The sequence below is a fragment of the Amycolatopsis sp. NPDC114505 genome (genome assembly GCF_055633615.1).
Genome location: NZ_JBVKDV010000004.1, coordinates 280,292 through 302,998, shown reverse-complemented (window position 1 = coordinate 302,998; position 22,707 = coordinate 280,292). Strand labels below are relative to the sequence as shown.

The 22,707-nt window shown below is 73.0% G+C and carries 18 protein-coding genes; 15 read left to right on the top strand and 3 right to left on the bottom strand.

Features of this window, described 5'->3' with window-relative positions; genetic code table 11:
• Positions 1-47: 47 nt before the first annotated feature.
• The 3 genes from ACZ7OU_RS39595 to ACZ7OU_RS39585 form a co-directional block, all read right to left on the bottom strand.
• Positions 48-2,537, bottom strand: coding sequence for a transglutaminase TgpA family protein (locus tag ACZ7OU_RS39595; RefSeq protein WP_470259233.1), 2,490 nt, complete (start codon positions 2,535-2,537; stop codon positions 48-50).
• A gap of 592 nt (positions 2,538-3,129) precedes the next feature.
• Positions 3,130-4,404 (bottom strand): DUF58 domain-containing protein, encoded by a 1,275-nt coding sequence (locus ACZ7OU_RS39590; RefSeq protein WP_470246218.1) that lies wholly within the window; start codon positions 4,402-4,404, stop codon positions 3,130-3,132.
• 110 nt (positions 4,405-4,514) lie between these two features.
• On the bottom strand, positions 4,515-5,603 hold the full coding sequence (locus ACZ7OU_RS39585; protein WP_470246219.1) for an AAA family ATPase: 1,089 nt from the start codon (positions 5,601-5,603) through the stop codon (positions 4,515-4,517).
• Positions 5,604-5,920: 317 nt separating this feature from the next.
• On the opposite strand from ACZ7OU_RS39585, the gene ACZ7OU_RS39580 reads away from it, so the two are divergent.
• The 15 genes from ACZ7OU_RS39580 to murC all read left to right on the top strand — a co-directional run bounded on the left by ACZ7OU_RS39580 (position 5,921) and on the right by murC (position 22,707).
• Positions 5,921-6,268: a hypothetical protein gene (locus ACZ7OU_RS39580; protein WP_470259232.1), complete on the top strand. Its 348-nt coding sequence runs from the start codon at positions 5,921-5,923 to the stop codon at positions 6,266-6,268.
• The gene (locus ACZ7OU_RS39575) at positions 6,261-6,824 is read left to right on the top strand and encodes a DUF3558 domain-containing protein (RefSeq protein ID WP_470259231.1); all 564 of its coding nucleotides are present in this window, start codon (positions 6,261-6,263) and stop codon (positions 6,822-6,824) included. The genes ACZ7OU_RS39580 and ACZ7OU_RS39575 overlap by 8 nt, the downstream gene beginning before the upstream one ends.
• Positions 6,825-6,840: 16 nt before the next feature.
• Positions 6,841-7,398, top strand: a complete 558-nt coding sequence (locus ACZ7OU_RS39570) for a PPE domain-containing protein (protein WP_470246222.1) — start codon at positions 6,841-6,843, stop codon at positions 7,396-7,398.
• Complete coding sequence (locus ACZ7OU_RS39565) at positions 7,395-8,126, top strand: ESX secretion-associated protein EspG (RefSeq protein WP_470259230.1); 732 nt, start codon at positions 7,395-7,397, stop codon at positions 8,124-8,126. The genes ACZ7OU_RS39570 and ACZ7OU_RS39565 overlap by 4 nt, the downstream gene beginning before the upstream one ends.
• Positions 8,127-8,646: 520 nt before the next feature.
• Positions 8,647-9,078, top strand: a complete 432-nt coding sequence (gene mraZ, locus ACZ7OU_RS39560) for a division/cell wall cluster transcriptional repressor MraZ (protein WP_364382812.1) — start codon at positions 8,647-8,649, stop codon at positions 9,076-9,078.
• A gap of 212 nt (positions 9,079-9,290) precedes the next feature.
• Positions 9,291-10,244 (top strand): 16S rRNA (cytosine(1402)-N(4))-methyltransferase RsmH, encoded by a 954-nt coding sequence (rsmH, locus tag ACZ7OU_RS39555; RefSeq protein ID WP_470246224.1) that lies wholly within the window; start codon positions 9,291-9,293, stop codon positions 10,242-10,244.
• A complete protein-coding gene (gene ftsL / locus ACZ7OU_RS39550) occupies positions 10,241-10,963 on the top strand; it encodes a cell division protein FtsL (RefSeq protein WP_470259229.1) in 723 nt (240 codons plus the stop codon). The genes rsmH and ftsL overlap by 4 nt, the downstream gene beginning before the upstream one ends.
• Positions 10,963-12,885: a peptidoglycan D,D-transpeptidase FtsI family protein gene (locus tag ACZ7OU_RS39545; protein ID WP_470246226.1), complete on the top strand. Its 1,923-nt coding sequence runs from the start codon at positions 10,963-10,965 to the stop codon at positions 12,883-12,885. Before ftsL ends, ACZ7OU_RS39545 begins: the two co-directional genes overlap by 1 nt.
• A gap of 236 nt (positions 12,886-13,121) precedes the next feature.
• Entirely contained in the window at positions 13,122-14,666 is a 1,545-nt protein-coding gene (locus ACZ7OU_RS39540; RefSeq protein ID WP_470246496.1) for a UDP-N-acetylmuramoyl-L-alanyl-D-glutamate--2,6-diaminopimelate ligase, read from the top strand.
• Positions 14,663-16,165, top strand: a complete 1,503-nt coding sequence (locus ACZ7OU_RS39535) for a UDP-N-acetylmuramoyl-tripeptide--D-alanyl-D-alanine ligase (protein WP_470259228.1) — start codon at positions 14,663-14,665, stop codon at positions 16,163-16,165. The genes ACZ7OU_RS39540 and ACZ7OU_RS39535 overlap by 4 nt, the downstream gene beginning before the upstream one ends.
• Positions 16,162-17,244, top strand: coding sequence for a phospho-N-acetylmuramoyl-pentapeptide-transferase (mraY, locus tag ACZ7OU_RS39530; protein WP_155546014.1), 1,083 nt, complete (start codon positions 16,162-16,164; stop codon positions 17,242-17,244). The genes ACZ7OU_RS39535 and mraY overlap by 4 nt, the downstream gene beginning before the upstream one ends.
• Positions 17,245-17,300: 56 nt before the next feature.
• On the top strand, positions 17,301-18,707 hold the full coding sequence (murD, locus tag ACZ7OU_RS39525) for a UDP-N-acetylmuramoyl-L-alanine--D-glutamate ligase (protein WP_470259227.1): 1,407 nt from the start codon (positions 17,301-17,303) through the stop codon (positions 18,705-18,707).
• The gene (gene ftsW / locus ACZ7OU_RS39520) at positions 18,694-20,196 is read left to right on the top strand and encodes a putative lipid II flippase FtsW (RefSeq protein WP_470246229.1); all 1,503 of its coding nucleotides are present in this window, start codon (positions 18,694-18,696) and stop codon (positions 20,194-20,196) included. Before murD ends, ftsW begins: the two co-directional genes overlap by 14 nt.
• Positions 20,193-21,317, top strand: a complete 1,125-nt coding sequence (murG, locus tag ACZ7OU_RS39515; protein WP_470259226.1) for an undecaprenyldiphospho-muramoylpentapeptide beta-N-acetylglucosaminyltransferase — start codon at positions 20,193-20,195, stop codon at positions 21,315-21,317. Before ftsW ends, murG begins: the two co-directional genes overlap by 4 nt.
• Positions 21,310-22,707, top strand: coding sequence for a UDP-N-acetylmuramate--L-alanine ligase (murC, locus tag ACZ7OU_RS39510; RefSeq protein WP_470259225.1), 1,398 nt, complete (start codon positions 21,310-21,312; stop codon positions 22,705-22,707). The genes murG and murC overlap by 8 nt, the downstream gene beginning before the upstream one ends.

Here is a 22,707-nt window from a genome sequence, read left to right as displayed (position 1 = left end):
CGGGTTATGCCCAGTCGGGTGACCCCCATTCGGGGTCCTGACGACCGTCAGTCGCGGTTGCGGAAAAGGGACTTCGGGAACAACCGGCCCTTCCAGGACAGTGGGGCGTTGCGGTGCAGGCTCCGCCGGAGGTGGTCGAACGCCGGGGGCAGCGTCGGGTCGGCCTCGCCGTCCTCGCCGTACCAGGACTTCTCCACCACGCCGATCACCGTGCGCAGGCCGTCGCGGCCCTCGTCGTCCAGGTGGTGCTTCGCCGCCAGCTTCTGGCCGGCCACGCGGACCGTGTCGCTCGTCGGGATCGGCAGCCCGCGGTCGGCGCACTCGGCCCGCAGCTCGGACCACGCCGCGTCCGCCGCACCGGGGCGCTGCCCGACGATCTCCTGCAGCCGTCGCCGCCGGCCGACGTCGCGCGCCGCCGACGGGCCCAGCAGCCCAGCCAGCAGCAGCACCACGATCAGGCTGAACCACCAGGCCACCAGCCACGTCAGCACGCCGAGCACCACGACCCACAGCGCCGCCGCGATCAGCGGCAGCCAGTTCTTGAGCAGCGCCCCGAGCCCGGTCGACGCGGGTTCGCGATCCGGCCGTCTCCTGCGTCCGCCGGCGATCACCAGGATCGTCGCCACCAGCGCGAGCGCGGCCAGCACCCCGAGGAGGACCCACACCACGGCCGGGGTGCCCTCGTCGGTGTTCTGCGGGCCCTGGGCCTGCGGGTTCTGGTCGGTGTCGCGCGGCACGCCGGTCGGCGCGGCGCTCGACTGGACCGTGCTCGGCGCCACCTGGGTGTCGTCGGGCTGGTTGCCGTCCTGTGTACCGGCCTGCAGGTACGACGGGGTGATGCCGCGGCCGTCGGACAGCGGCGTCGGGTCGAACGTCACCCAGCCCTTGTCGCCGAAGTACGCCTCGACCCACGCGTGCGCGTCCTGGGTGCTGATCGAGAGGTAGTCGTTGACCTGCACGCCGGGGGTGAACCCGATGGCCACGCGCGACGGGATGCCCGCCACCCGCAGCATCACGGCCATCGCCGACGCGAACTGCTCGCAGAAGCCGCGCTTGCCGTTGAGGATGAAGTCCGCGAGCGCGTCGGAGTCGTTCGCCGGCGCGGTTTTGGTGTCGTAGACGAACCCGTTCTGCGCCGTGAAGTACCGCCAGATCGCCGACGCGCGGTCGAAGTCGTTGGACTCGGCGCCGATCAGCTGCTGCGTCTTCGCGCGGACGCGGTCGTCGACGCGGTCGATCTGGGTGTAGCGCGGCGGCAGGTCGTCGACGCGCGGGGTGACCCGCAGCTCCTGGGCCGTGGGTTCCTTCAGCGACGCGTATTCGGTGTAGGACGGCGGAACCTCGCTGCGCGTCGTGAACACCGTGCCGCTGACCTGGTCGTAGAGGTAGCCGTTGGCGGCGCCGTCGATCACCCGCGGCGCGCCGTACACCGGCAGCCAGTTGTCGCGCCAGCTCGACGGCTCGACGTCGATCCGGCGCGCGGCACCGCTGCCGTCGTCGCCGGGCGCGGGCGGCAGCTGCGGCCCGACCGGGACGCCCTGCTGCGAACGGCCTTCGTCGTGCAGGCCCCAGCCCTTGTTGGGGTAGTAGGTGTCCAGCGTCATCGCGCGCAGCAGCCGCTTGTCGGTGCCGAGTCCGCGGACCTTGAACAGCTCCCGGTTGGACCCCTGGTCGAGGAAGCCGCGCAGCTCGGTGAACGGCTGGATGCCGAAGCCGCCGGCTCCCGCGCCGGGGCCGTCGCCGCCGTTGCCGAACGGGATCCGCCCGACCGTGCCGACCCAGCTGATCGCCCCGCCGAACAGGCCGAGCACGATCGCCGCGGCCACCACCGCGACCGGCGCGGACAGCACGCCCGGCTTGCCGCTGCGCCCGGGTGCTTCCCGGGTCCGCCAGCGGCGGTGCCGGTGGTTGCCGTCGACCGCCAGCAGGCCGGCGAACGCGGCCCCGCCGAGCAGGAACGTCCACCACGGCAGCATTTCTTCGGAGAGGGCGGCCGGCACGGCGTAGACGCAGAGCAGCACGAGCCCGGTGGCGGCGGGAGCCGCGGCGGCGACCGTCAGCGTGTCGACGAGGACGGCGACGAGGCCGACCAGGATCGTCACCAGGCACAGGATCGGCTGACTGCCCTCGACGGGCGGCAGCCCGACGCGAATCTGGTCGGCGGCGGCCGAGAGCGTGCTCCCGATTTCGCCGAACGCCTCCGGGCCGGGGATGACCTGCAGGATCCCGTGCGTGGTGAAGGCACCGGTGATCAGGAAGAGCAGCACGAGCAGCTGACCGAGCCCGACGAGCACGGTCGGCACCTGCAGCGAGCGCAGCGCGAGCCCGGTCGCGGCGATCAGCAGCACGGCGACGAAGAGGTAGCCGAACCAGGCCAGCCCGGAAACGACGCTGGTCACGGAGGTGGCGGCACAGAGGGTCGCGATCCCGGCGGCCGACGGGGCGAGCAGGCTGCCGCGCCAGGCCGAGAGGGGGTGCTGGGAGGAGGGACGTTTCGCCGAGGCACCGGACGGGCGCGGCGGGGCGGCGGTGCTCATCGCGGACCGCCGATCGGGGAGAAGGGAGTGGACGGGCTTGCCGGCCGGGGGTGGCGCTCGGCTGCGGGGCGCGGTGCGGGCTGCCGTTCGGCGAGGGGTCGCTGGGAGGTCGGGTGCTCGGCGGCGCGGTGCGGTGCGGCGGTGCGCAAGTGCTGGCGGGGCAGGCAGCCAGGCCTGCGGGGGGTACCGGAAAGCGCGAACCGCGAGGCGCGGTGCGGCGCGGTGGTGGCCATCGCGGACCGGCGGTCGGCGATGGGGTGCTCGGCTGCGCGGCGCTGGGCGGCGGTGCTCAGGTGCCGGCGGGGCGAGCGGCCAGGCCTGCGTGCGGCGCCGGAAAGCGCGAGCCGCGGGGCGGCGGGGTGCGGTGCGGTGGTGGCGATCGCGGGTTGCCGTTCGGCGAGGAGGTGCTGGGAGGCGGGGGGTTGGTGCGAGGCGGCGGTGCGCAGGTGCTGGCGGGGCGAGTGGCCCGGCCTGCATGCGGCGCCGGAAAGTGCGAACCGCGAGGCGGGGTGCGGTGCGGTGGTGGCGATCGCGGGTTGCCGTTCGGCGAGGAGGTGCTGGGAACCGGAGGGCTGCGGCGGGGCGGTCGTCGTCATCGCGGGCCGCCGATCAGTGTGCCGCGGCGGGCGCCGCTGCGGCACAGCTCTGCCCACACCTGGGGCATCGGTGAACCCGGGCCGGCGATCACCACGCCCCAGCCGGAAGCGCGCAGCAGGGCCGCCGAGTCCTCGGTGGCCGCGGCCCTCTGCTCGGGGGCCGTCACCCCCGCCGACCACGTCGGCGTGTCCAGCAGGACGGCGAGGCTGCGGATGCCGCGCGGGCGGAACTGGGCCAGCTCGTGCACCGCCTCCGTACTGACCGTGCCGAGTACGGCGATCAGCTCCTGGCCGTCGGCCGGGTCGCTCGCCAGGGTGATGTCGCGCTGGTGGGCGGGCTGCAACGCGGCCAGTGCGTCGAGCACGACGTGGTCGTAGTGGTCGCCGCCGTCGCCGGGGGTGTCCGCGAGCGTCGCGCCGTGCTCGCTGACCAAGCGGACGCGGTGGCCGGACCGGCGCAGGTGCAGCGCGGCCGACGCCGCGAAGGACACGGCCCACTCCAGGCTGGCGGCCGGGCCGCTGCCGTGGTGGGCGGCCGCTCGGTGGTCGAGCAGCACCGTCGTGCCGCCGCGCCACGGCCGTTCCTCGACGCGCACCATGATCTCGTCGCGGCGCGCCGTCGAGCGCCAGTGGACCTTGCGCAGGTCGTCGCCCTGGCGGTACTGGCGGACGATCACGTCGGCCTCGCCCTGGCCGGCGTGCAGCCGGACCGTGCCGTCGTCGCCGACGCCGATGCCCGCGCCGCTCGGCAGGCCCCACAGCGGGACCACCCGGGGCACGACGACCAGCCGGGAGTGCCCGATCAGCTCGCGCTCGAACTCGCACAGGCCGAACGGATCGGTGATGGTCGCGCGCAGCGGGCCGACCTGCTGGATGCCGCGCAGCACCGGCTGCAGCGGGTAGCGCAGCGCGACCCGGCGGTCGTGCGGGAGGCGTTCGACGACGAACCGCGGCCGCGAGCCCAGCGCGTACGGCACGCCGTCCTCGAGGAGGACCTCGCCCGCGGGCAGCCGCCCGCTGCGCCACAGCTCCAGCTGGACTTCGCCGGCGCCGCCGACCGCGACCCGCTGGGGGCGCAACGCGCGGGTGGCGCCGATGCGCAGCCGGGTCGCCGAGATGAACACGGCGACCAGCAGCGGCAGCGCCACCACGAAGACGGCGACCCGCAGCAGGTCGCGTTCGTTGAGCACGAACGAACACACCGCGGCCGCCAGCCCCGCGGCCAGCAGGCAGCGGCCGCGGGTGGTCAGGCCGGACAGGGCACGCAGCACGTCGTTGTCTCCCCTTCGCGGTGCGGTTACGGTGCAGTTCGTGCCAACCCGACCACAGTCACGGCCGGATGGCTTTTGCGGCGATGGACAAGTTCCGCTCCGGGGCCGGCCTACTTTTGGGTCGGATTGGCACCGGGCCGGGAGCCCTGCGGCACCGGCACCCGGTGCAGCACCGCCCGCACGACGTCGGTCGCCGACCGGCGCGCCGCGTGAGCCTCGGTGGTCAGCACCAGGCGGTGCGCGAGCACCGGCACCGCGACCGTGTGCAGGTCGTCGGGCACGACGTAGTCGCGGCCCGACAGCGCCGCCTGCGCCCGTGCCGCGCGGACGAGGTGCAGCGTCGCGCGCGGGGACGCGCCGAGGCGGATCTCCGGGACCTGGCGGGTGGCCGCGACGACGTCGACGGCGTAGCGCCGGACCTCCGGCGCCATGTGCACGCCGCGGACCGTCTCGATCAGCCGGTGCACGGTCTCGCCGTCGGAAACCGGCTGCAGGTCGTCCATCGGGTTGTGCCCGGCGTGCTCGTCGACCATGGCCAGCTCGGCCTGCTGGTCGGGGTAGCCGATCGAGACCCGCGCGGTGAACCGGTCGCGCTGGGCTTCGGGCAGCGCGTAGGTGCCTTCCATCTCGATCGGGTTCTGGGTGGCGATCACCATGAACGGCTCGTCGAGGTGGTACGTCGAGGTGTCGACGGTGACCTGGTGCTCTTCCATGCACTCCAGCAGCGCCGACTGCGTCTTCGGCGAGGCGCGGTTGATCTCGTCGCCGACCACGATGTTCGCGAACACCGGGCCGGGCCGGAACTCGAACCCGCCGCTCTGCCGGTTGTAGATGGAGACGCCGGTGACGTCGCTCGGCAGCAGGTCCGGCGTGAACTGGATGCGGCTGACCGTGCAGTCGATCGACCGGGCGAGGGCCTTGGCCAGCGACGTCTTCCCGACGCCGGGCACGTCCTCGACCAGCAGGTGGCCTTCGGCGAGCAGCGTCACCAGCGCGATCCGGATGACCTCGGGCTTGCCGACCAGCACCCGCTCCACGTTCGCGGCGATCCGCCGCGCGGCCTCGTGCAGTTCGTCCAGCGACACTCTCGCGGGGCGGCCGGCGGCCCGGCCGTTGCCCGTGGACTCCGCCGGGTAAGGCGGCCGCCCGGATGCCTGCTCGCCCGATCCGGGCGTCGCAGACTGGATTCTCGACGTCACTCGACCTCCTGGTGGCGCATGGCCGCGCGCACTGTGCGCACCGCCGGGCCGAACGGCCCCCATCGCTGCTGTCCGCGCGCAGCGACCAGCCTTCCATCCAGTGTGTCAAACCCGGGCGAACCCGGGGGCGGAACCCCGCGAAGCCCGGGGATCACGCCCGGCACGTCGGTTGATGACACTGCGCAAGCAGCGACGATACCCCGAACGGGTGTGTTGTCACCCGATTCTGGGCGCTCCCGCTGACGCTCTGCTCTGTTCTATGCTTGTTAGTCAAGGATCGCCCGGCTGTGTCCGCTTTCAGAGAGGCGTAACCGCTCATGAGCGAGGTGCGGGGGCAGACGTACGACGTCCGCGGGTTCGCGGTCGCGCCCGAGCTGGCCACCGACGCCTACGCGAAGCTCGGTGCCCTGCAGGACCTCGTCGGCGAGATGGTCCGCGAGGCCAAGGTGCTCGGCCGGAGCGTCCCGCTCGGCGGCGGGTACGCCGGCGAGATCGGCAAGTTCATGGCGGAGTACGGCATCGGCGGGCGGGGCTCGGCCGTGCAGCAGCTGACGGCGTTCGGCAAGGAGCTCGAGACGCTCAAGCACCGGATCGGCCAGGCGCTGGCGAAGTACCAGCACGCCGACGAGCAGGCGGCGGACGGGGTGGACTGCTCGGGTGGCTGACGCGGTGCGGAAGAGATATGTGGGGGCACTCGCCGTCTTGGCCCTGGTGCCGGTCGCCGGGTGCGGGCAGCAGCGAGCCGCCGAGCCGGCCGCCGCCGGGCACACCTCGGCGCAGGCCACCGCCTCGGCCGGGCCGCCGCCCGTCGTCGCGTGGACCGGCCTCGCCGCGATCGACCCCTGCGCGCTGCTCGACCCGCAGGAGCGGTCGGCCGCCGGGGTCAGCGTGCCCGGCAAGCCCAAGGACATCGCCGGCGCCCGCGCGTGCGACTGGACCGTGCCCGGCACCTTCGGCGTCACCGTGACCCTCAGCGAGACCGACGGCTTGGCCGACCTCGAGGTCGCGAAGAAGACCGCCACGAAGACCAAGGTCGGCGCGCACCCGGCGCTGCAGGTGGCGGACAAGAAGGCCGCCGACGGCACCTGCGCCGTGCTGCTCGGGGTGGGCGACTCGGCCAGCGTCCAGATCGACGTCAGCAACACCGGCTTCTCGGACACCCCGCTCGCGTGCCGCCGCGCGGGCACGGTGGCCGGGCTGGTCGAGCCCAAGCTGCCCTGAACCCGAGAGGTGCGTCGTGTCCGAACCCCCGGTGCCGACCGCGAGGTACGAGGCCTACAGCCACGAAGCGATGGCCGCGGAGGTCGAGCGCGGCAACGACCCGGTCGCCGCGGGCGAGGCGGGTGCGCGCTGGGACGCGCTGGCGAAACGGCTGCACGAGTCGACCGCCGACCTCGCCGCGCTGGTCTCCTCTTCACAGGAGAACTGGCGCGGTGACGCGGGGGATGCGGCCCGCGCGGCGCTGGGCCGGGCCGCGCAGTGGCTTTCGCACTCCGCCGCCGTCTCGGCTTCGGTGGGCGGCGCGGTCGGCGCGCAGGCGGACGCGGCGGCGCGGGCCCGCGCGGACATGCCGCCGCCGGTGACCTACGACCCGGCGGCGATGATCCGCGAGGCCGCGTCGTCCGGAAACGTGCTCGTCCTGGCCGGGCTGGCCGACGAGATGGCGGCTCGCCGCGCCGAGGCGGAGGCCGCGCGGCAGAAGGCGATCGACGTCATGCGGACCCGCGACGCGGCCCTGCACGGGCAGGTGCCCGCCGAGACGTTCGCCGACCCGCCCACGCTGGGGCCGGCTTGATCCGCGTTTCCGCGTCGGCGTTCGACATCCTCTGGACCGACCTCGGCCACGACCGTCCGCCGGAGCCGCTGACCGTGCGCAGCGTCGGCGGGACCGAGGAGGAACGCGCCGAGGTGCGGAAGGCGGTGTACGAGAACCTCGCCGAGCGCGGCCTGTACGACGGCACGCTGGCACCGGCGCTGGCCTCGCGCCTGGACCTGCTGGCGGGCGGTGAGGTGTTCGTGGCGTGCGAGGCGCTGGCGGACATGACGGCGCCGACGCCGTTCCGCGCGGTGACGGCGGCCCGCGGCCGGAGCGGGGTGCTGGCGACCCAGCCGGAGCAGACGATCGGCCTGGACTCGATCCGTTCGACCGAGCTCTGCGCGGCGCTCGTCGACGTCCTGCCGGAGCTGACGGCGGGGCCGGGCTACGGCGTCAACCTCGCGGCTTCGGCGCTTTCGGGCGCGGGGCCGGCTTCGGGTCAGTCCGGCCAGTCCGTCCAGCAGCAGGAGGTGCTGGCGATCCAGGCCCGGCCGGTGTTCGCGGCGGGGCAGTTCAGCGTGAGCCGGCGGGCGCCGTCCGGGCGGGTTTCGCGGGTGGGCGGGCTGACGTGGTTCGACACGGACGTCGGGGCGTACTGCGCGACCAAGACCCCGGGACGGGGCGGGGAGGAGTGGGTGAGCGTGACGCCGGTCGACAGCGCACGGCTCGCGTCCCGCGTCGCGGCCCTCCTCACCCCCGAGGACTGAGCCCGCGGGGGCATCACGCGTGTCCAGAGGGGCATCACGCGTGACTGGAGGGGCATCACGCGTGACTGGAAGGGCATCACGCGTGACTGGAGGGGCATCACGGTGATGCCCGCTGGATCACGGGTGATGCCTGCTGGATCACGGGTGATGCCCGGCTGATCACGTGTGTGTCCCCACCGGGACCCACCTCGTGCCCCCACCGGGCCCCACCCGGGCTCCCCACGCGGCCCCACTTACCCGTCCCTGGGTTCTTTCGCGGCCGTTATGCGGACGCATGGGGTGCAGCTGAGGTTGCTCCGGACCCCGGCACGGGGGATCTTGCCCACCGTCCCCCACCGCACCCCCCACTGACCCCCACCCTGCTGACCTGCGCAAACAAAGCACACGACGGAGTGAGTCGCCGGTTTCACGCGTTGACTGTGGTGAAAAGTGGGGTACGGTGGTGGCCAGTGGGGCGGAAGGGAAGCCCCGTAGCCGCAGTCGGTGGTCCGCCACCGGTCGCGGTAGGGAGGTGGAGGCCGTGTTCCTCGGCACCCACACCCCGAAGCTGGACGACAAGGGGCGGCTCGCGCTGCCCGCGAAGTTCCGCGACGCCTTGGCCGGCGGGCTGATGCTCACCAAGGGGCAGGACCACTGCCTCTTCGTCTTCCCCCGCGCCGAGTTCGAGCAGATGGCGCGCAAGGTCGCCGAGGCCCCGTTCACCAACGAGGCGGTTCGGGCCTACCAGCGCTACCTGTTCGCCGGGACCGACGAGCAACGCCCTGACGGGCAGGGGCGCATCAGCATCGCGCCCGAGCTTCGCCGCTACGCGGGGCTCAGCAAGGACTGCGTGGTGATCGGGGCGATCACCAGGCTCGAGATCTGGGACGCCCAAGCGTGGCAGGGCTACCTGGAAGAACACGAAGACAGCTACGCGAAGGCTCGAGAGGAAGTACTGCCGGGCGTCTTCTAGACGCGCGGTCGCGGTGCACCTTCGTCGTCGGGGGACGAAGAGGTTCGCCGTCCGCGCGGTGGGAGACGCCCACCCGGATGCCGTGAGGCCTCTGTCCGCTCAACAGCCCTGGTGCACCTTCCCCGGTACCAGGTCGGCAGCGGGCGGACAGGGACCTGACGGCATCCGCCATATTTCCCCCGGGCCGCCCAGGCGAGAAAGGGGGAGGGAACATGACGGCACCCGAACACGTCCCGGTGCTGCTCGACCGCATCGTCGAGCTGTTCACTCCCGTGTTCGCCGAGCGCGACGGCGTCCTCGTGGACGCGACCGTCGGCCTCGGCGGCCACTCCGACGCCCTCCTCGACGCCTTCCCGCGGCTGCGCCTCGTCGCGCTGGACCGGGACCCGGCCGCGCTGGAGAAGTCCGCCGAACGCCTGGCCCGTCACGGTGACCGCGTCGACTTCGTGCACACCGTCTACGACGGGCTTCCCGAGGCCCTCGCCGGCCTGAAGATCGCCAAGGCCGACGGCATCCTGTTCGACCTCGGCGTCTCGTCGATGCAGCTGGACCGCACCGAGCGCGGGTTCGCGTACTCGAAGGACGCGCCGCTCGACATGCGGATGGACCCGACCACCGGGTTCACCGCCGCCGACGTCCTCAACACCTACGCTCCCGGCGAGCTGATCCGGATCCTGCGGGACTACGGCGAGGAACGGTTCGCGCAGCGGATCGTCAAAGCCGTCGTGAAAGCGCGCGAACAGGAGCCGTTCACCATGAGCGGCCGCCTGGTCGAGCTGCTCTACGACGCCGTGCCGGCGGCCAGCAGGCGGACCGGCGGCCACCCGGCCAAGCGCACGTTCCAGGCGCTGCGGATCGAGGTCAACGGCGAGCTGGAGGTGCTCCGCCGGGCCATGCCCGCTGCGCTGGGCGCGCTCGCCATGGGCGGGCGGATCGTCGTCGAGTCGTACCAGTCGCTGGAAGACCGGCCGGTCAAGCAGGCGCTCGCCGAGCTCGCGAAGTCCCGCACCCCGGAGGGGCTTCCGGTCGAGCTGCCGGGACACGGACCGGAGCTGAAGCTCCTGACCCGGGGGGCCGAAAAGGCCGGCGAAGAGGAGATCGACCGGAACCCGCGCGCCGCTTCGGTGCGGTTGCGGGCCGCAGAGAGGATCGGAGAGCCGCGATGACCGCTCCCACGAAGCGCCGGGCCGGTGGGCCCGCGACGCGCAAGCGTGCCGAGCCGGCGCGCGGGACCACCGTCGAAGAGCCGCGGACCACCGAGCCGGGCACGGCCGCGCCGCGCCGCGCGTCGCGGGGCCGCACGTCCGCGGCCGAGCGCGCCTACGCGCGCCGGGCCCAGCGGGCCGACCTGCTCAAGGAGCGCGAGCCGCGGCCGGCGCCGAAGACCGCCGAGCCGGGTGTGCCCAAGGTCCGGCTCAAGCTGCGGCTGCCGAAGTCGCGCGCGTCGTTCGTGCTGCTGATGATGGCCCTGCTGGCCGCCGGCGTGGCCACCACGCTGTGGCTGACGACGCAGGCGATCGCCGACTCCTACCGGCTCGAGCAGCTGCGCACCACCAACTCGAACCTGGCCGAGACGAAGGAACAGCTGCAGCGCGACGTCGCGAAGGCCGAGTCGCCCGCGTCGCTGGCCCCCGCGGCCCAGCAGCTGGGCATGGTGCCGGGCGGCGACCCGGCGCGCATCCTCGTGGGCCCGGACGGGAAGACGTCGCTCGTCGGCGAGCCCAAGAAGGCCAAGGCGGACGCCCCGGCGGTGCCGGTCGCGCCGCCGGCCGCGCCCGCCGCGGGCACGCAGTCGGAGCAGGGCGCGCCGATCGAGGGCGACCAGCCCGCCGTGCCCGCCGAGGAGCAGCCCGCACCGCCGGCGCAGCCCGGGGGCGGCCAGTGATGGCTTCGAGCCGGGGCCAGGCCCGCGCGCGCACCACCGGGAGCGCGCGGCGGACCTACGCCGCCGGGACGCGCAGCGCGGCCGCGCGCCGGGGCAACGGCGGGAACCGCAGCCGGTTCTCCGCGGTGCGCCTCATCCTGGTCGCGCTGCTGCTCGTCGCCGGCGTGAAACTGGTGCAGGTGCAGTGGTTCGACGCCGCGGCGCTCTCGGCCGCGGCCGAGCGGCAGCGCGCCCAGACCATCGACATCCCGGCCCAGCGCGGGTCCATTGTGGACCGCAGCGGCGCCAAGCTGGCGTTCAGCGTCGAGGTGCGCTCGCTGTCGGTGAACCTCAAGGCGCTGCACAAGAGCATGGACGACTTCGCGGCGAAGAACCCCGGCACGAAGAAGACCTTCGACGCCGAGACCGCCGCGGCGGCGAAGTACATCGCCGCCAAGGTGCCGGGCCAGCTGACCGAGCAGCAGCTGCTGGACCTGTTCCACAAGCAGGCGTCCTTCACCTACCTCGAGCACAACGTCGAGCCGTCGGTCGCCGCCGACATCGTCAAGAACTTCGCGTGGATCGGCCTCGAGAAGCGCGCCCTGCGCGAATACCCGGGCGGGAGCCTGGCCTCGAACATCGTCGGCGCCGCGAACTGGCGCTCCGACGACCCGGACGTGTCCAAGCACAACCTGCACGGCCTGGTCGGGCTGGAGCTGCTGCGCGACAACGACCTGGCGGGAACGCCGGGCCGGATGCTGGTCAACACGAAGAACGGCAGCGACAACGTCGTCATCCCGGGCACCGAGCGCGACCTGCAGGCCGCGGTCCCCGGGTCGGACCTCGAGCTGACCATCGACTCCGACCTGCAGTACGAGGTGCAGCGCCAGCTGACGGACTACGTCCAGCAGTCGCACGCCAAGGGCGGGCAGGCAGTGGTCATGGACGTCAAGACCGGCGAGGTCTACGCGCTGGCCAACGACAAGACGTTCGACCCCAACGACCAGTCGAGCTGGACCAACGACGGCCTGGCCAACCCCGCGGTGACCACGCCGTTCGAACCGGGCTCGGTCAACAAGATCGTCACCGCCACCGGGGCGATCGACTACGGCATCGCGACCCCGGAGTCGACCATCCAGGTGCCCGGCCAGCTGCAGGTCGCCAACAAGACCGTGCACGACGCCTGGACGCACGGGACGCAGACGTTCACCACCGCCGGGATCTTCGCCAAGTCCTCCAACATCGGCACGCTGCTGCTGGCGCAGAAGATCGGCGAGGACCGCTACGTCGAGCTGCTCAAGAAGTTCGGCCTCGGCCAGCGCACCGGCGTCGGCCTGCCCGGGGAGAGCGCGGGCCTGGTGCCGCCGCGCAGCCAGTGGTCGGCGACCACCTTCGGCAACCTGCCGATCGGGCAGGGCCTGTCGATGACCGTGCTGCAGATGGCCGGGCTGTACCAGGCGATCGCGAACGACGGCCTGCGCGTCGAACCCCGGATCGTCAAGGCGAAGGTGAACCCGGACGGGACGACCGTGCCGGAGCCCGCGCCGAAGCAGGTCCAGGTGGTGAGCCCGCAGACGGCGAAGACGGTGCGCGACATGATGCGCGCGGTCGTGCAGAACGGCAAGGGCCTGCAGAAGGGCACCGCGCCGACGGCGGCGGTCGAGGGCTACCAGATCTCCGGCAAGACCGGCACCGGCCAGCAGATCGACCCGCGGAACAAGGGTTACAGCGACCACCTCTACAACATCACCTTCGCCGGCATCCTGCCCGCCGACCACCCCCGGTTCGTCGTCGGGATCCGGCTGGACGCGCCCGACACGACGCTGCCGGTGGGACACTCCGCCGCGCCGCTGTTCCACAGCATCGCGTCGTACCTGACGCAGCGGTACCAGATCCCGCTGTCGGACGGCCCGTCGCCGGAGGTCCCGCTCATCGTGCCGTGAGCACGATCCGTTAAAGCCCCCTCACCCGGGTGAGGGGGCTTTGCCGTGTCCAGCGTCCACATCGGTCCGAAGCGCCGGGGAAAGCGTTGCGGCGCAACGGGGTGGGCGGCGCCGCCTAGCACATCTGCCTCAGCCGCGCGCAATCGCCGTACCGCGTGCGGGCCCCCCGGACGCCCGCCGGTAGCCTCTTGGCCGTGTCCGTGTCCTCGTCCAGTTCCCAGGTGCCGGAAAGCCCGGTGAAAGCGGTCCCCGCGCCGCCGCGCCCGGCGCGCATCGACCCGGTCCCGCTGGCGACGCTGCTCGCCAGGGCGGACGCGCGGCTGATCGCCGACCGTCCCGACGCCGCCGAGCTCACCGTCACCGGCACCACCCTGCGCGCCCAGCACGTGCTGCCCGGCGACCTGTTCGCCGCCCTGCCCGGTGCCCGGGCCCACGGTGCCGACTTCAGCGACCAGGCGATCGCCGCGGGCGCCGTCGCGGTGCTCACCGACGCCGACGGGGCCGAGCGCCCCGCGCTGCGCGACGCCGGCGTCCCGATCCTCGTCCACGCCGACCCGCGGGCCGCTCTCGGCGAGATCGCCGCCTGGATCTACGGGGAGCCGTCGCTGCGGCTGGCCGTCCTCGGCGTCACCGGGACCTCGGGCAAGACCACGACGTCCTACCTGGTCGACGCCGGTCTGCAGGCGGCCGGCCTGACCACCGGCCTGATCGGCACGGTCGAGACCCGGATCGCGGGCGAACGCCTGGTCAGCGGGTTCACCACGCCGGAGGCGCCGGACCTGCAGGCCCTGCTCGCGGTGATGCTGGAGCGCGGCGTCACGCACGTGCCGATGGAGGTCTCCAGCCACGCGCTCGCGCTGGGCCGCGCCAACGGCACCCGGTTCGCCGTCGGCGCGTTCACCAACCTCTCCCAGGACCACCTGGACTTCCACAAGGACATGCAGGAGTACTTCGCCGCGAAGTCGCTGCTGTTCGACGGCCGCTCGACCACCGAGGTCGTCGTGGTCGACAGCGCGTGGGGCCAGGCGCTGCTCACGCCGCAGACCGTCACGGTGACCACGGACCCGGGCACCGACGCGGCGTGGAAGGCCACCGACCTGCAGGCCACCCCGCACGGCGAGCAGACGTTCACCCTGCACGGCCCGGACGGCCTCAGCGCACCCGCGCGGATCCCGCTGCCCGGCGAGTTCAACGTCGCCAACGCCGTGCTCGCGGCGGCGATCCTGAGCACCGCCGGGGTGAGCCTGGAGCACATCGTCGCCGGGCTGGCCCAGGTGCAGGTGCCGGGCCGGATGGAGCGGGTCCACGTCGGCCAGGAGTTCACCGCCGTCGTCGACTACGCCCACAAGCCGGCCGCGGTCTCGCAGGGCCTGGACGCGCTGCGCGCCCGCGCCGAGGGCCGGATCATCACCGTGCTCGGCTGCGGCGGCGACCGCGACACCGCGAAGCGCCCGATGATGGGCGAGGCGGCGGCCCGCCGCAGCGACGTCCTGATCGTCACCGACGACAACCCGCGCTCCGAAGACCCCGCGGCGATCCGCGCCGCGATGCTCGCCGGCGCCCGCGCCGTCGGGCCCGCCGAGGGCGGCGAGGTCGTCGAAATCGGCGACCGCCGCCAGGCCATCGAGCACGCCGTCGCGCTCGCCGAGCCCGGCGACATCGTCTTCCTCGCCGGCAAGGGGCACGAGTCCGGCCAGGAGGCCGGCGGCGTCGTGCACCCGTTCTCCGACCGCGACGAGCTGGCCGCGGCCATCCGCAACAAACTCGAGGTGAGTGTGTGATCGTGCTCAGCCTGGCCGAGATCGCCGACGTCGTCGGCGGCCGGCTGCACCGCGCCGACCCGGGCGCGCAGGTGACCGGCAGCGTGGAGTTCGACACCCGGCAGCTCACGCCCGGCAGCCTGTTCGTCGCCCTGCCGGGGGAGAAGGTCGACGGCCACGACTTCGCCGCGCAGGCCGTCGAGGCCGGCGCCGTGGCCGTGCTGGCCGCGCGCGAGGTCGACGCGCCCGCGATCGTCGTCCCGCCGCTGGCGCCGGGCGAGGCCCACGAACGGTCGGTCGCGCTGACCGGCGACAAGGACGGCTCCGGGGCGGCCGTGCTCGCGGCGCTCGCCAAGCTCGCCCGGTTCGTCGTGCAGCGCCTGGCCGAGGGGAACCTGACGGTCGTCGGCGTCACCGGCTCGTCCGGCAAGACGTCGACGAAGGACGTCATCGCGCAGCTGCTCGAGCCGCTCGGCCCGACGGTCGCGCCGCCCGGGTCGTTCAACAACGAGCTGGGCCACCCCTGGACGGCGCTGCGGGCCGACGCGGAGACCCGGCACCTGGTGCTGGAGCTGTCCGCGCGGGGGCCGGGGCACATCGCCCACCTCGCCGAGATCGCACCGCCGAAGATCGGCGTCGTGCTCAACGTCGGCACCGCGCACGTCGGCGAGTTCGGCTCGCGCGACGGCATCGCGAAGACCAAGGGCGAGCTGGTCGAGGCCCTGCCGGAAGACGGCGTCGCGATCCTCAACCTCGACGACCCGCTGGTCGCGGCCATGGCGAGCCGCACGAAGGCCCGCGTCGTGTTCGTCGGCGAAAGCGCCTCGGCGCAGGTCCGCGCGGAGGGCATCACCCTCGACGACGAGGCCTGCGCCTCCTTCCGGCTGGTCACCCCGGCCGGCGAGGCCGACGTGAAGCTGCCGCTGCACGGCGAGCACCACGTCGGCAACGCGCTGTCCGCCGCGGCGGTCGCGCTGGAGCTGGGCGCGACGCCGGCGGAGATCGCCACGCGGCTGTCGAGCCTCGAACGCCGGTCCGCGCGGCGCATGGAGGTCGTCACCCGCGAAGACGGCGTGACGATCCTCAACGACTCCTTCAACGCCAACCCCGAGTCGATGCGAGCCGGCCTGAAGGCCCTCGCGGCGATGACGCGGGACAGCGGCCGCCGGTCCTGGGCCGTGCTCGGTGTGATGGGCGAGCTCGGCGCGGACGCCGTCAACGCCCACGACGAGATCGGCAGGCTGGTCGTCCGGCTCAACATCGCCAAGCTCGTCGTGATCGGCCCCGAGGCGGCGGCCATGCACCAGGGCGCGCACCAGGAAGGCTCCTGGGGCGAGGAATCGGCTCTGGTACCCGACGTGAGCGCCGCGATCGCCCTGCTGCATGATCAGCTCCGTCCCGGGGACGTCGTGCTGGTCAAGGCCTCCAAGGCCGCCGGTCTCTGGCGGGTCGCCGAAGCCCTGCTCGAACCCCGGGAAACCGACAACTCCGAGAATCGCTCGAACGGTGGTGACGCGTGATCAGCATCCTGATCGCGGCCGGGGCGGGCCTGCTGATCTCCATCCTGCTCACGCCCTACCTCATCCGGGTGTTCTCCCGGCAGGGCTTCGGCCAGGAGATCCGTGAGGAAGGCCCGCAGGGACACAAGTCGAAGCGCGGTACGCCGACGATGGGTGGCGTCGCGATCATCATCGCGATGGTCGTCGGGTACTTCGCCGCGCACTTGATCAACTGGATGTTCAACTCCCGCAGCGGCGCGCCGACGGCCTCCGGGCTGCTCGTGCTGATGCTCGCGGTGGGCCTCGGGATCGTCGGGTTCCTCGACGACTTCATCAAGATCCGCAAGCAGCGCAACCTGGGGCTGAACAAGACGGCGAAGCTGGTCGGCCAGCTGGTCGTCACCATCGCCTTCGCGGTGCTGGCGCTGAACTTCGCGGACTCGCGCGGCATCACGCCGGCGTCGGAGAGCCTCTCCTACGTCCGCGACCTCGCGCTGATCACCTTCCCGTCGGTGATCTTCGTGATCTTCTGCTACATCGTGATCTCCGGCTGGTCGAACGCGGTGAACTTCACCGACGGGCTCGACGGCCTGGCGGGCGGCTCGGCGGCCATGGTGCTGGCGACCTACGTCGTGATCGCGTTCTGGCAGGAGCGGCTGAACTGCGCCAACGGCCCGGCGCCGGCCTGCTACGACGTCCGCGACCCGCTCGACCTGGCCGTGGTCGCCGCCGCGGCCGCCGGCGCCTGCGTCGGGTTCCTGTGGTGGAACGCGGCCCCGGCGAAGATCTTCATGGGCGACACCGGCTCGCTGGCCCTCGGCGGCCTGGTCGCCGGCCTGTCCATGACCACCCGCACCGAGCTGCTCGCCATCGTCATCGGCGGCCTGTTCATGGTCGAGATGATCTCGGTGGTCGCGCAGATCGCGGTGTTCCGGACGACGCGGCGAAGGCTGTTCCGGATGGCGCCGTTCCACCACCACTTCGAGCTCGCCGGGTGGGCGGAAACCACGGTCATCATCCGGTTCTGGCTGCTCTCGGCGATCTGCTGCATGTTCGGCCTCGGCCTGTTCTACAGCGAGCAGCTCGGCTTCGGAGGGTAGAACCAGTGGCGCGAAGCGTCTCCGTTGAGGGCGGTGGCGGGGAGGAAGGTCGGAACGTGGACATCGCCGGTCGTCACGTTCTCGTCGCCGGTGCGGGGGTCACCGGGAAGTCGATCGTGCCCGTGCTCACCGAGCTGGGCGCTCGCGTGACCGTCACCGACGGCAACGCCGAGCGCCTCGCCGAACTCGAAGGCCTCGGCGCCGAGCTGGTGCCCGGGCTGACCGAGCCGCCCGCCGACGTCGTCCTCGTCGTCACCAGCCCCGGCTGGCGGCCGACGTCGCCACTGCTGGTCGCCGCCGCCGAAGCGGGTGTCGAGGTGATCGGCGACGTCGAGCTGGCCTGGCGCGTCGGACAGCTGCGCGAGCACCCGCCGTCGTGGCTGGTGGTCACCGGCACCAACGGCAAGACGACCACCGTCGGCATGCTCGAGTCGATCCTCAAGTCGGCCGGCAGCAACGCCGTGGCCTGCGGGAACATCGGCTACGCGGCGCTGGACGCGGTGCGCGCGGGCTACGACGTGCTGGCCGTGGAGCTGTCGAGCTTCCAGCTGCACTGGTCCTCGACGCTGGCCCCGGACGCGGCCGTGGTGCTCAACCTGGCCGAGGACCACATCGACTGGCACGGCTCGATGGACTCCTACGCCGCCGCCAAGGGGCACGTGTACGCGCGCGCCAAGGTCGCCGTGCACAACGCCGACGACGAGTGGTCCACCCGGATCGCGCAGGAGCACGCGCCCGAGAGCGCCCGCCGCGTCGGCTTCCGGCTCGACACCCCGGCCGCCGAAGAGCTGGGCCTGGTCGAAGACCTGCTGGTCGACCGCGCTTTCGTCGCCGACCCGGCGAACAGCGCCGAGGAGCTCGCCACCCTCGCCGACGTCCGCCCGCCCGGCCCGCACAACGTCTCCAACGCCCTCGCCGCGGCCTCGCTGGCCCGCGCCCACGGCGTCCCGCCGGAAGCCGTGCTGAAGGGGCTGCGCGAGTACCAGCCGGCCCCGCACCGGGCCGTCGAGGTGGCCGAGGTCGCCGGGGTCCGCTACGTCAACGACTCGAAGGCGACCAACCCGCACGCCGCCGCCGGGTCGCTGCGCGCGCACCAGAGCATCGTCTGGATCGCCGGTGGCCAGCTCAAGGGCGCCTCCGTCGAAGAACTGGTGAGCAGCATCGCGGGCCGTTTGCGCGGAGTTGTGCTACTCGGGGTCGATTCACCCGTGATCGCCGCCGCGGTCGCGCGACACGCGCCCGATGTCCCGGTGAACAGCCTCCGTCCGGGTGACCATGAACCCATGACTGCGGCGGTGAGTGCGGCCAGCGCGATGGCCCGGCCTGGTGACGTGGTGCTGCTCGCACCCGCCGCGGCGTCGTTGGACATGTTCCGCAACTACGGCGAGCGCGGCGACGCGTTCGCCGCGGCGGTGCACGTCCTCCGCGACGACGCAGCGGGGGAGCCGAGTGACGGCAGTTGAGCCCAAGCCCAAGACACCGCCGAAGCGCCCGCGCCGTGAGCGCAAGGAGAGCGGCTTCGTCGCGTTCCGGACCGCGCTGACCGCGTGGCTCTCGCGCCCGCTGGCGTCGTTCCACCTCGTGCTCGCGCTGACCGGTGTGCTCACCGTCATCGGCATCGTCATGGTGCTCTCGGCGTCGTCGGTCGGCTCGTACAACCCGAAGACCGGCAGCGGCGTGTACGCGCTGTTCACCAAGCACCTGGTGTTCGTCGCGCTCGGCGGCGTGGTGTTCTGGCTGGGCATGCGCGTCAAGCTGGAGCGGATCCGGCGGATGTCGGCCACCGCGACGGTGATCTGCCTGGGCCTGCTGGTGCTGGTCCTGACCCCGCTGGGGTCGACGGTCAACGGCTCGCAGGGCTGGTTCCGCCTCGGCGACTTCACCTTCCAGCCGGTCGAGGCCGCGAAGGTCGCGCTGGCGTTCTGGGGCGCGCACATCCTGGTGATCAAGTACAACGTGATCCACCAGTGGCGGCACCTGCTGGTGCCCGTGGTGCCGATCGCGCTGCTGATGTTCGCCCTGGTCATGCTGCAGCCCGACCTCGGCGGCACGGTCACCCTCGCCGTCGTCCTGCTGGCGCTGCTGTGGTTCGCCGGCGCCCCGAAACGGCTGTTCGGCGTGATCCTCGCGGGCGGCCTGGCCGGCGTGCTCGTGCTCGCCCTCATCGCGCCCTACCGGCTCGCCCGCGTCATGTCGTTCCTCTCGCCGGACGCCGACACCAGCGCCGAGGGCTTCCAGGCGAACCAGGCCAAGCTGGCGCTCGCCGACGGCGGGCTGCTCGGCAAGGGCCTCGGCCAGGGCGCGGCCAGCTGGAACTACCTGCCGAACGTGCAGAACGACTTCATCTTCGCCCTGATCGGCGAGGAGCTCGGGCTGATCGGGTGCGTCGTCGTGCTCGCCCTGTTCGCCGCGGTCGCCGTCGTGGGCCTGCGGATCGCCACCCGCAACATCGACCCGTGGATCCGGATCGTGTCCGGCACGCTCACCGTGTTCCTCGTGGCGCAGGCCGGCATCAACATCGGTTACGTCGTCGGCCTGCTGCCGGTCACCGGCGTCACGCTGCCGCTGATCTCCTACGGCGGCACCTCGCTGGTGATCACCATGCTCATCATGGGGGTGCTCGCGAACGCCGCCCGGCACGAACCGGAGGCGGTGGCCGCGCTGCGCACACAGGGGCCGGGTAAATTCGGACGCCTGCTGCGGCTGCCCGCGCCCGATCCGTACCGCCCGCCCGCCACCCGCAAGGGGGCGGCGCGCACCGGGGCGAAGGCGGCCAGGCCCGCGCCCCGTGCGGCGCGGCCCGCCCCGGCGCAGGAACGACGCAGGTCGGTCCGCGAACCGGTGCGCCGCAGCGCGGCACGGACGAGCACGGCCACGTCACGCGGCGGGGCCGCGCGGACAACAGCGAGCCGTGGTACCCGGAGTACCGCGAACCGGAGAGGTCATTGGTGAGTAAGCCCGTCAAGGGAACCGAGCGGTCCGCCACGGGCAAAGGGCCTGTGGTCGTGGTCGCCGGTGGTGGCACCGCAGGACACATCGAACCCGCCCTCGCCCTGGCCGACGCCGTCATGCGGCTGCGCCCGGACGCGACGGTGATCGCCCTCGGGACCGAGCGCGGCCTGGAGAACAAGCTGGTCCCGGCCCGCGGCTACGACCTGGAGCTGATCCCACCGGTCCCGCTGCCGCGCAAGCCGACCCCGGAGCTGCTGCGGCTGCCGCTGAAGGTCCGCGACTCGGTCCGCAAGACCCGTGAAGTGCTGGACCGGGTCGGCGCTGACGTCGTCGTCGGCTTCGGCGGCTACGTCGCCCTGCCCGCCTACCTGGCCGCGCGAGGGCGCGTCCCCATCGTCGTGCACGAGGCCAACAAGTCGGCCGGCCTGGCCAACAAGGTCGGCGCGCGGTTCGCCGCCCGCGTCGCCGTCGCCGTCCCGGGGACGCCACTGCCGAAGGCCGAGGTCGTCGGGATCCCGCTGCGGCGGTCGATCACCTCGCTGGACCGCGCCGCGCTGCGGGCCGAGGCCCGCGCCCACTTCGGCCTGGACCCGGACGCCCCGACGCTGCTGGTGTTCGGCGGTTCGCAGGGCGCGCAGTCGATCAACGCCGCGGTGTCCGGCGCGGCCAAGGACCTGGCCGACGCCGGGGTCGGCGTGCTGCACGCGCACGGCCCGAAGAACACCCTGGTCGTGCAGGAGTTCCCGGGCAAGCCGGCGTACGTGCCGGTGCCGTACCTGGAGCGGATGGACCTGGCCTACGCGGCCGCGGACGTCACGATCTGCCGCTCGGGCGCGATGACCGTCGCCGAGGTGACCTCGGTCGGGCTGCCGGCGGTGTTCGTCCCGCTGCCGATCGGCAACGGCGAGCAGGCCTCCAACGGACGGCCCGCCGTCGACGCCGGGGCCGCGCTGATGATCGCCGACGCCGACCTGAGCCCGGCCAAGGTCGCCGAGCTGGTCGTCCCGCTGGTCACCGACGCCGACCGCGTCGCGAAGATGAGCGCGGCGGCGGCCGGCATGGGCCACCGCGAGGCCGACGAGACCCTCGCCCGCATCGTCTTGGAGGCCGCTGGTGCCTGAACTGCCTGAAGAGCTGCGCCGGGCGCACCTGATCGGGATCGGCGGCGCCGGCATGTCCGGTATCGCGCGGATCCTGCTGGCCCGCGGTGCTTTCGTGTCGGGCTCGGACGCGAAGGAGTCGCGCGCGCTGCTGTCGCTGCGGGCCCAGGGCGCCGAGCTGTTCGTCGGCCAGGCCGCCGCGAACCTGACCGCGCTCGCCGAGCCGCCGTCGTCGGTGGTCGTCTCGACGGCCATCAAGGAGACCAACCCCGAGCTGGCCGCGGCGCGCGCCGCGGGGATCCCGGTGCTACACCGGGCCCAGGCGCTGGCCGGGCTGATGGAGGGCCACCGCGTCGCCTGCATCGCGGGCACGCACGGCAAGACGTCGACGACGTCGATGCTCACCGTGGCGCTGCAGCACTGCCGGCTCGACCCGTCGTTCGCCATCGGCGGCGACCTCAACGAGTCCGGGGCCAACGCCCACCACGGCGAGGGCGGCATCTTCGTCGCCGAGGCCGACGAGAGCGACGGCTCGTTCCTGGCCTACTCGCCGTCGGTCGCGGTCGTGACGAACGTCGAGCCGGACCACCTGGACCACCACGGCACCGCCGAGGCCTACACGAAGGTGTTCACCGAGTTCGTCGACCGGCTCGACCCGGACGGGCTGCTGATCGTCTGCGCCGACGACGAAGGGGCCGACGCGCTGGGCGACGCCGCCGCGAAGCGCGGTGTCCGCGTGCAGCGGTACGGCCACTGGGTCAGCGGGCCGGACGACGCCAAGGTCATGTCCTACGAGCCGCAGCCCGACGGCGGGGTCGTGCGGATCTCGTTGAAGACCAAGCTGATCGACGTGAAGGTCGCGGTGCCGGGCGACCACATGGCGAACAACGCGCTCGCGGCCCTGCTGGCCGGGATCGAGCTCGGCGCGCCCGTCGAAGGGCTGGTCGAGGGGCTCGCGGTGTTCGGCGGCGTGCGGCGGCGGTTCGAGTTCAAGGGCCGCGCCGGCGACGTCCGCGTCTACGACGACTACGCCCACCACCCGACCGAGGTGTCCGCGCAGCTGCGCGCGGTCCGGACGGCGGCCGGGACCGGGCGGGTGATCGTGGTGTTCCAGCCGCACCTGTACTCGCGGACCAAGACGTTCTCGGCGGAGTTCGCCGAGGCGCTGTCGCAGGCCGACGAGGTCGTCGTGCTGGACGTCTACGGCGCGCGCGAGGAGCCCGAGCCCGGGGTCACCGGCGCGCTGATCGCGGACCGGGTGACGGCGACGGTGCACTACGAGCCGGCGTTCGACGTCGCCGCGCCGCTGGTGGCCGGGCTGGCGAAGCCCGGCGACCTCGTGGTCACCATGGGCGCCGGGGACGTGACGCAGCTGGGCCCGGAGATCCTCGCCGAGCTGGACAAACGCTGA

Excerpts from the sequence above, each read along its gene's own strand:
- ACZ7OU_RS39595 (WP_470259233.1), bottom strand. The coding sequence starts at position 2,537 with ATGAGCACCGCCGCCCCGCCGCGCCCGTCCGGTGCCTCGGCGAAACGT.
- ACZ7OU_RS39580 (WP_470259232.1), top strand. The coding sequence starts at position 5,921 with ATGAGCGAGGTGCGGGGGCAGACGTACGACGTCCGCGGGTTCGCGGTC.
- rsmH (WP_470246224.1), top strand. The coding sequence starts at position 9,291 with ATGACGGCACCCGAACACGTCCCGGTGCTGCTCGACCGCATCGTCGAG.
- ftsL (WP_470259229.1), top strand. The coding sequence starts at position 10,241 with ATGACCGCTCCCACGAAGCGCCGGGCCGGTGGGCCCGCGACGCGCAAG.
- ACZ7OU_RS39545 (WP_470246226.1), top strand. The coding sequence starts at position 10,963 with ATGGCTTCGAGCCGGGGCCAGGCCCGCGCGCGCACCACCGGGAGCGCG.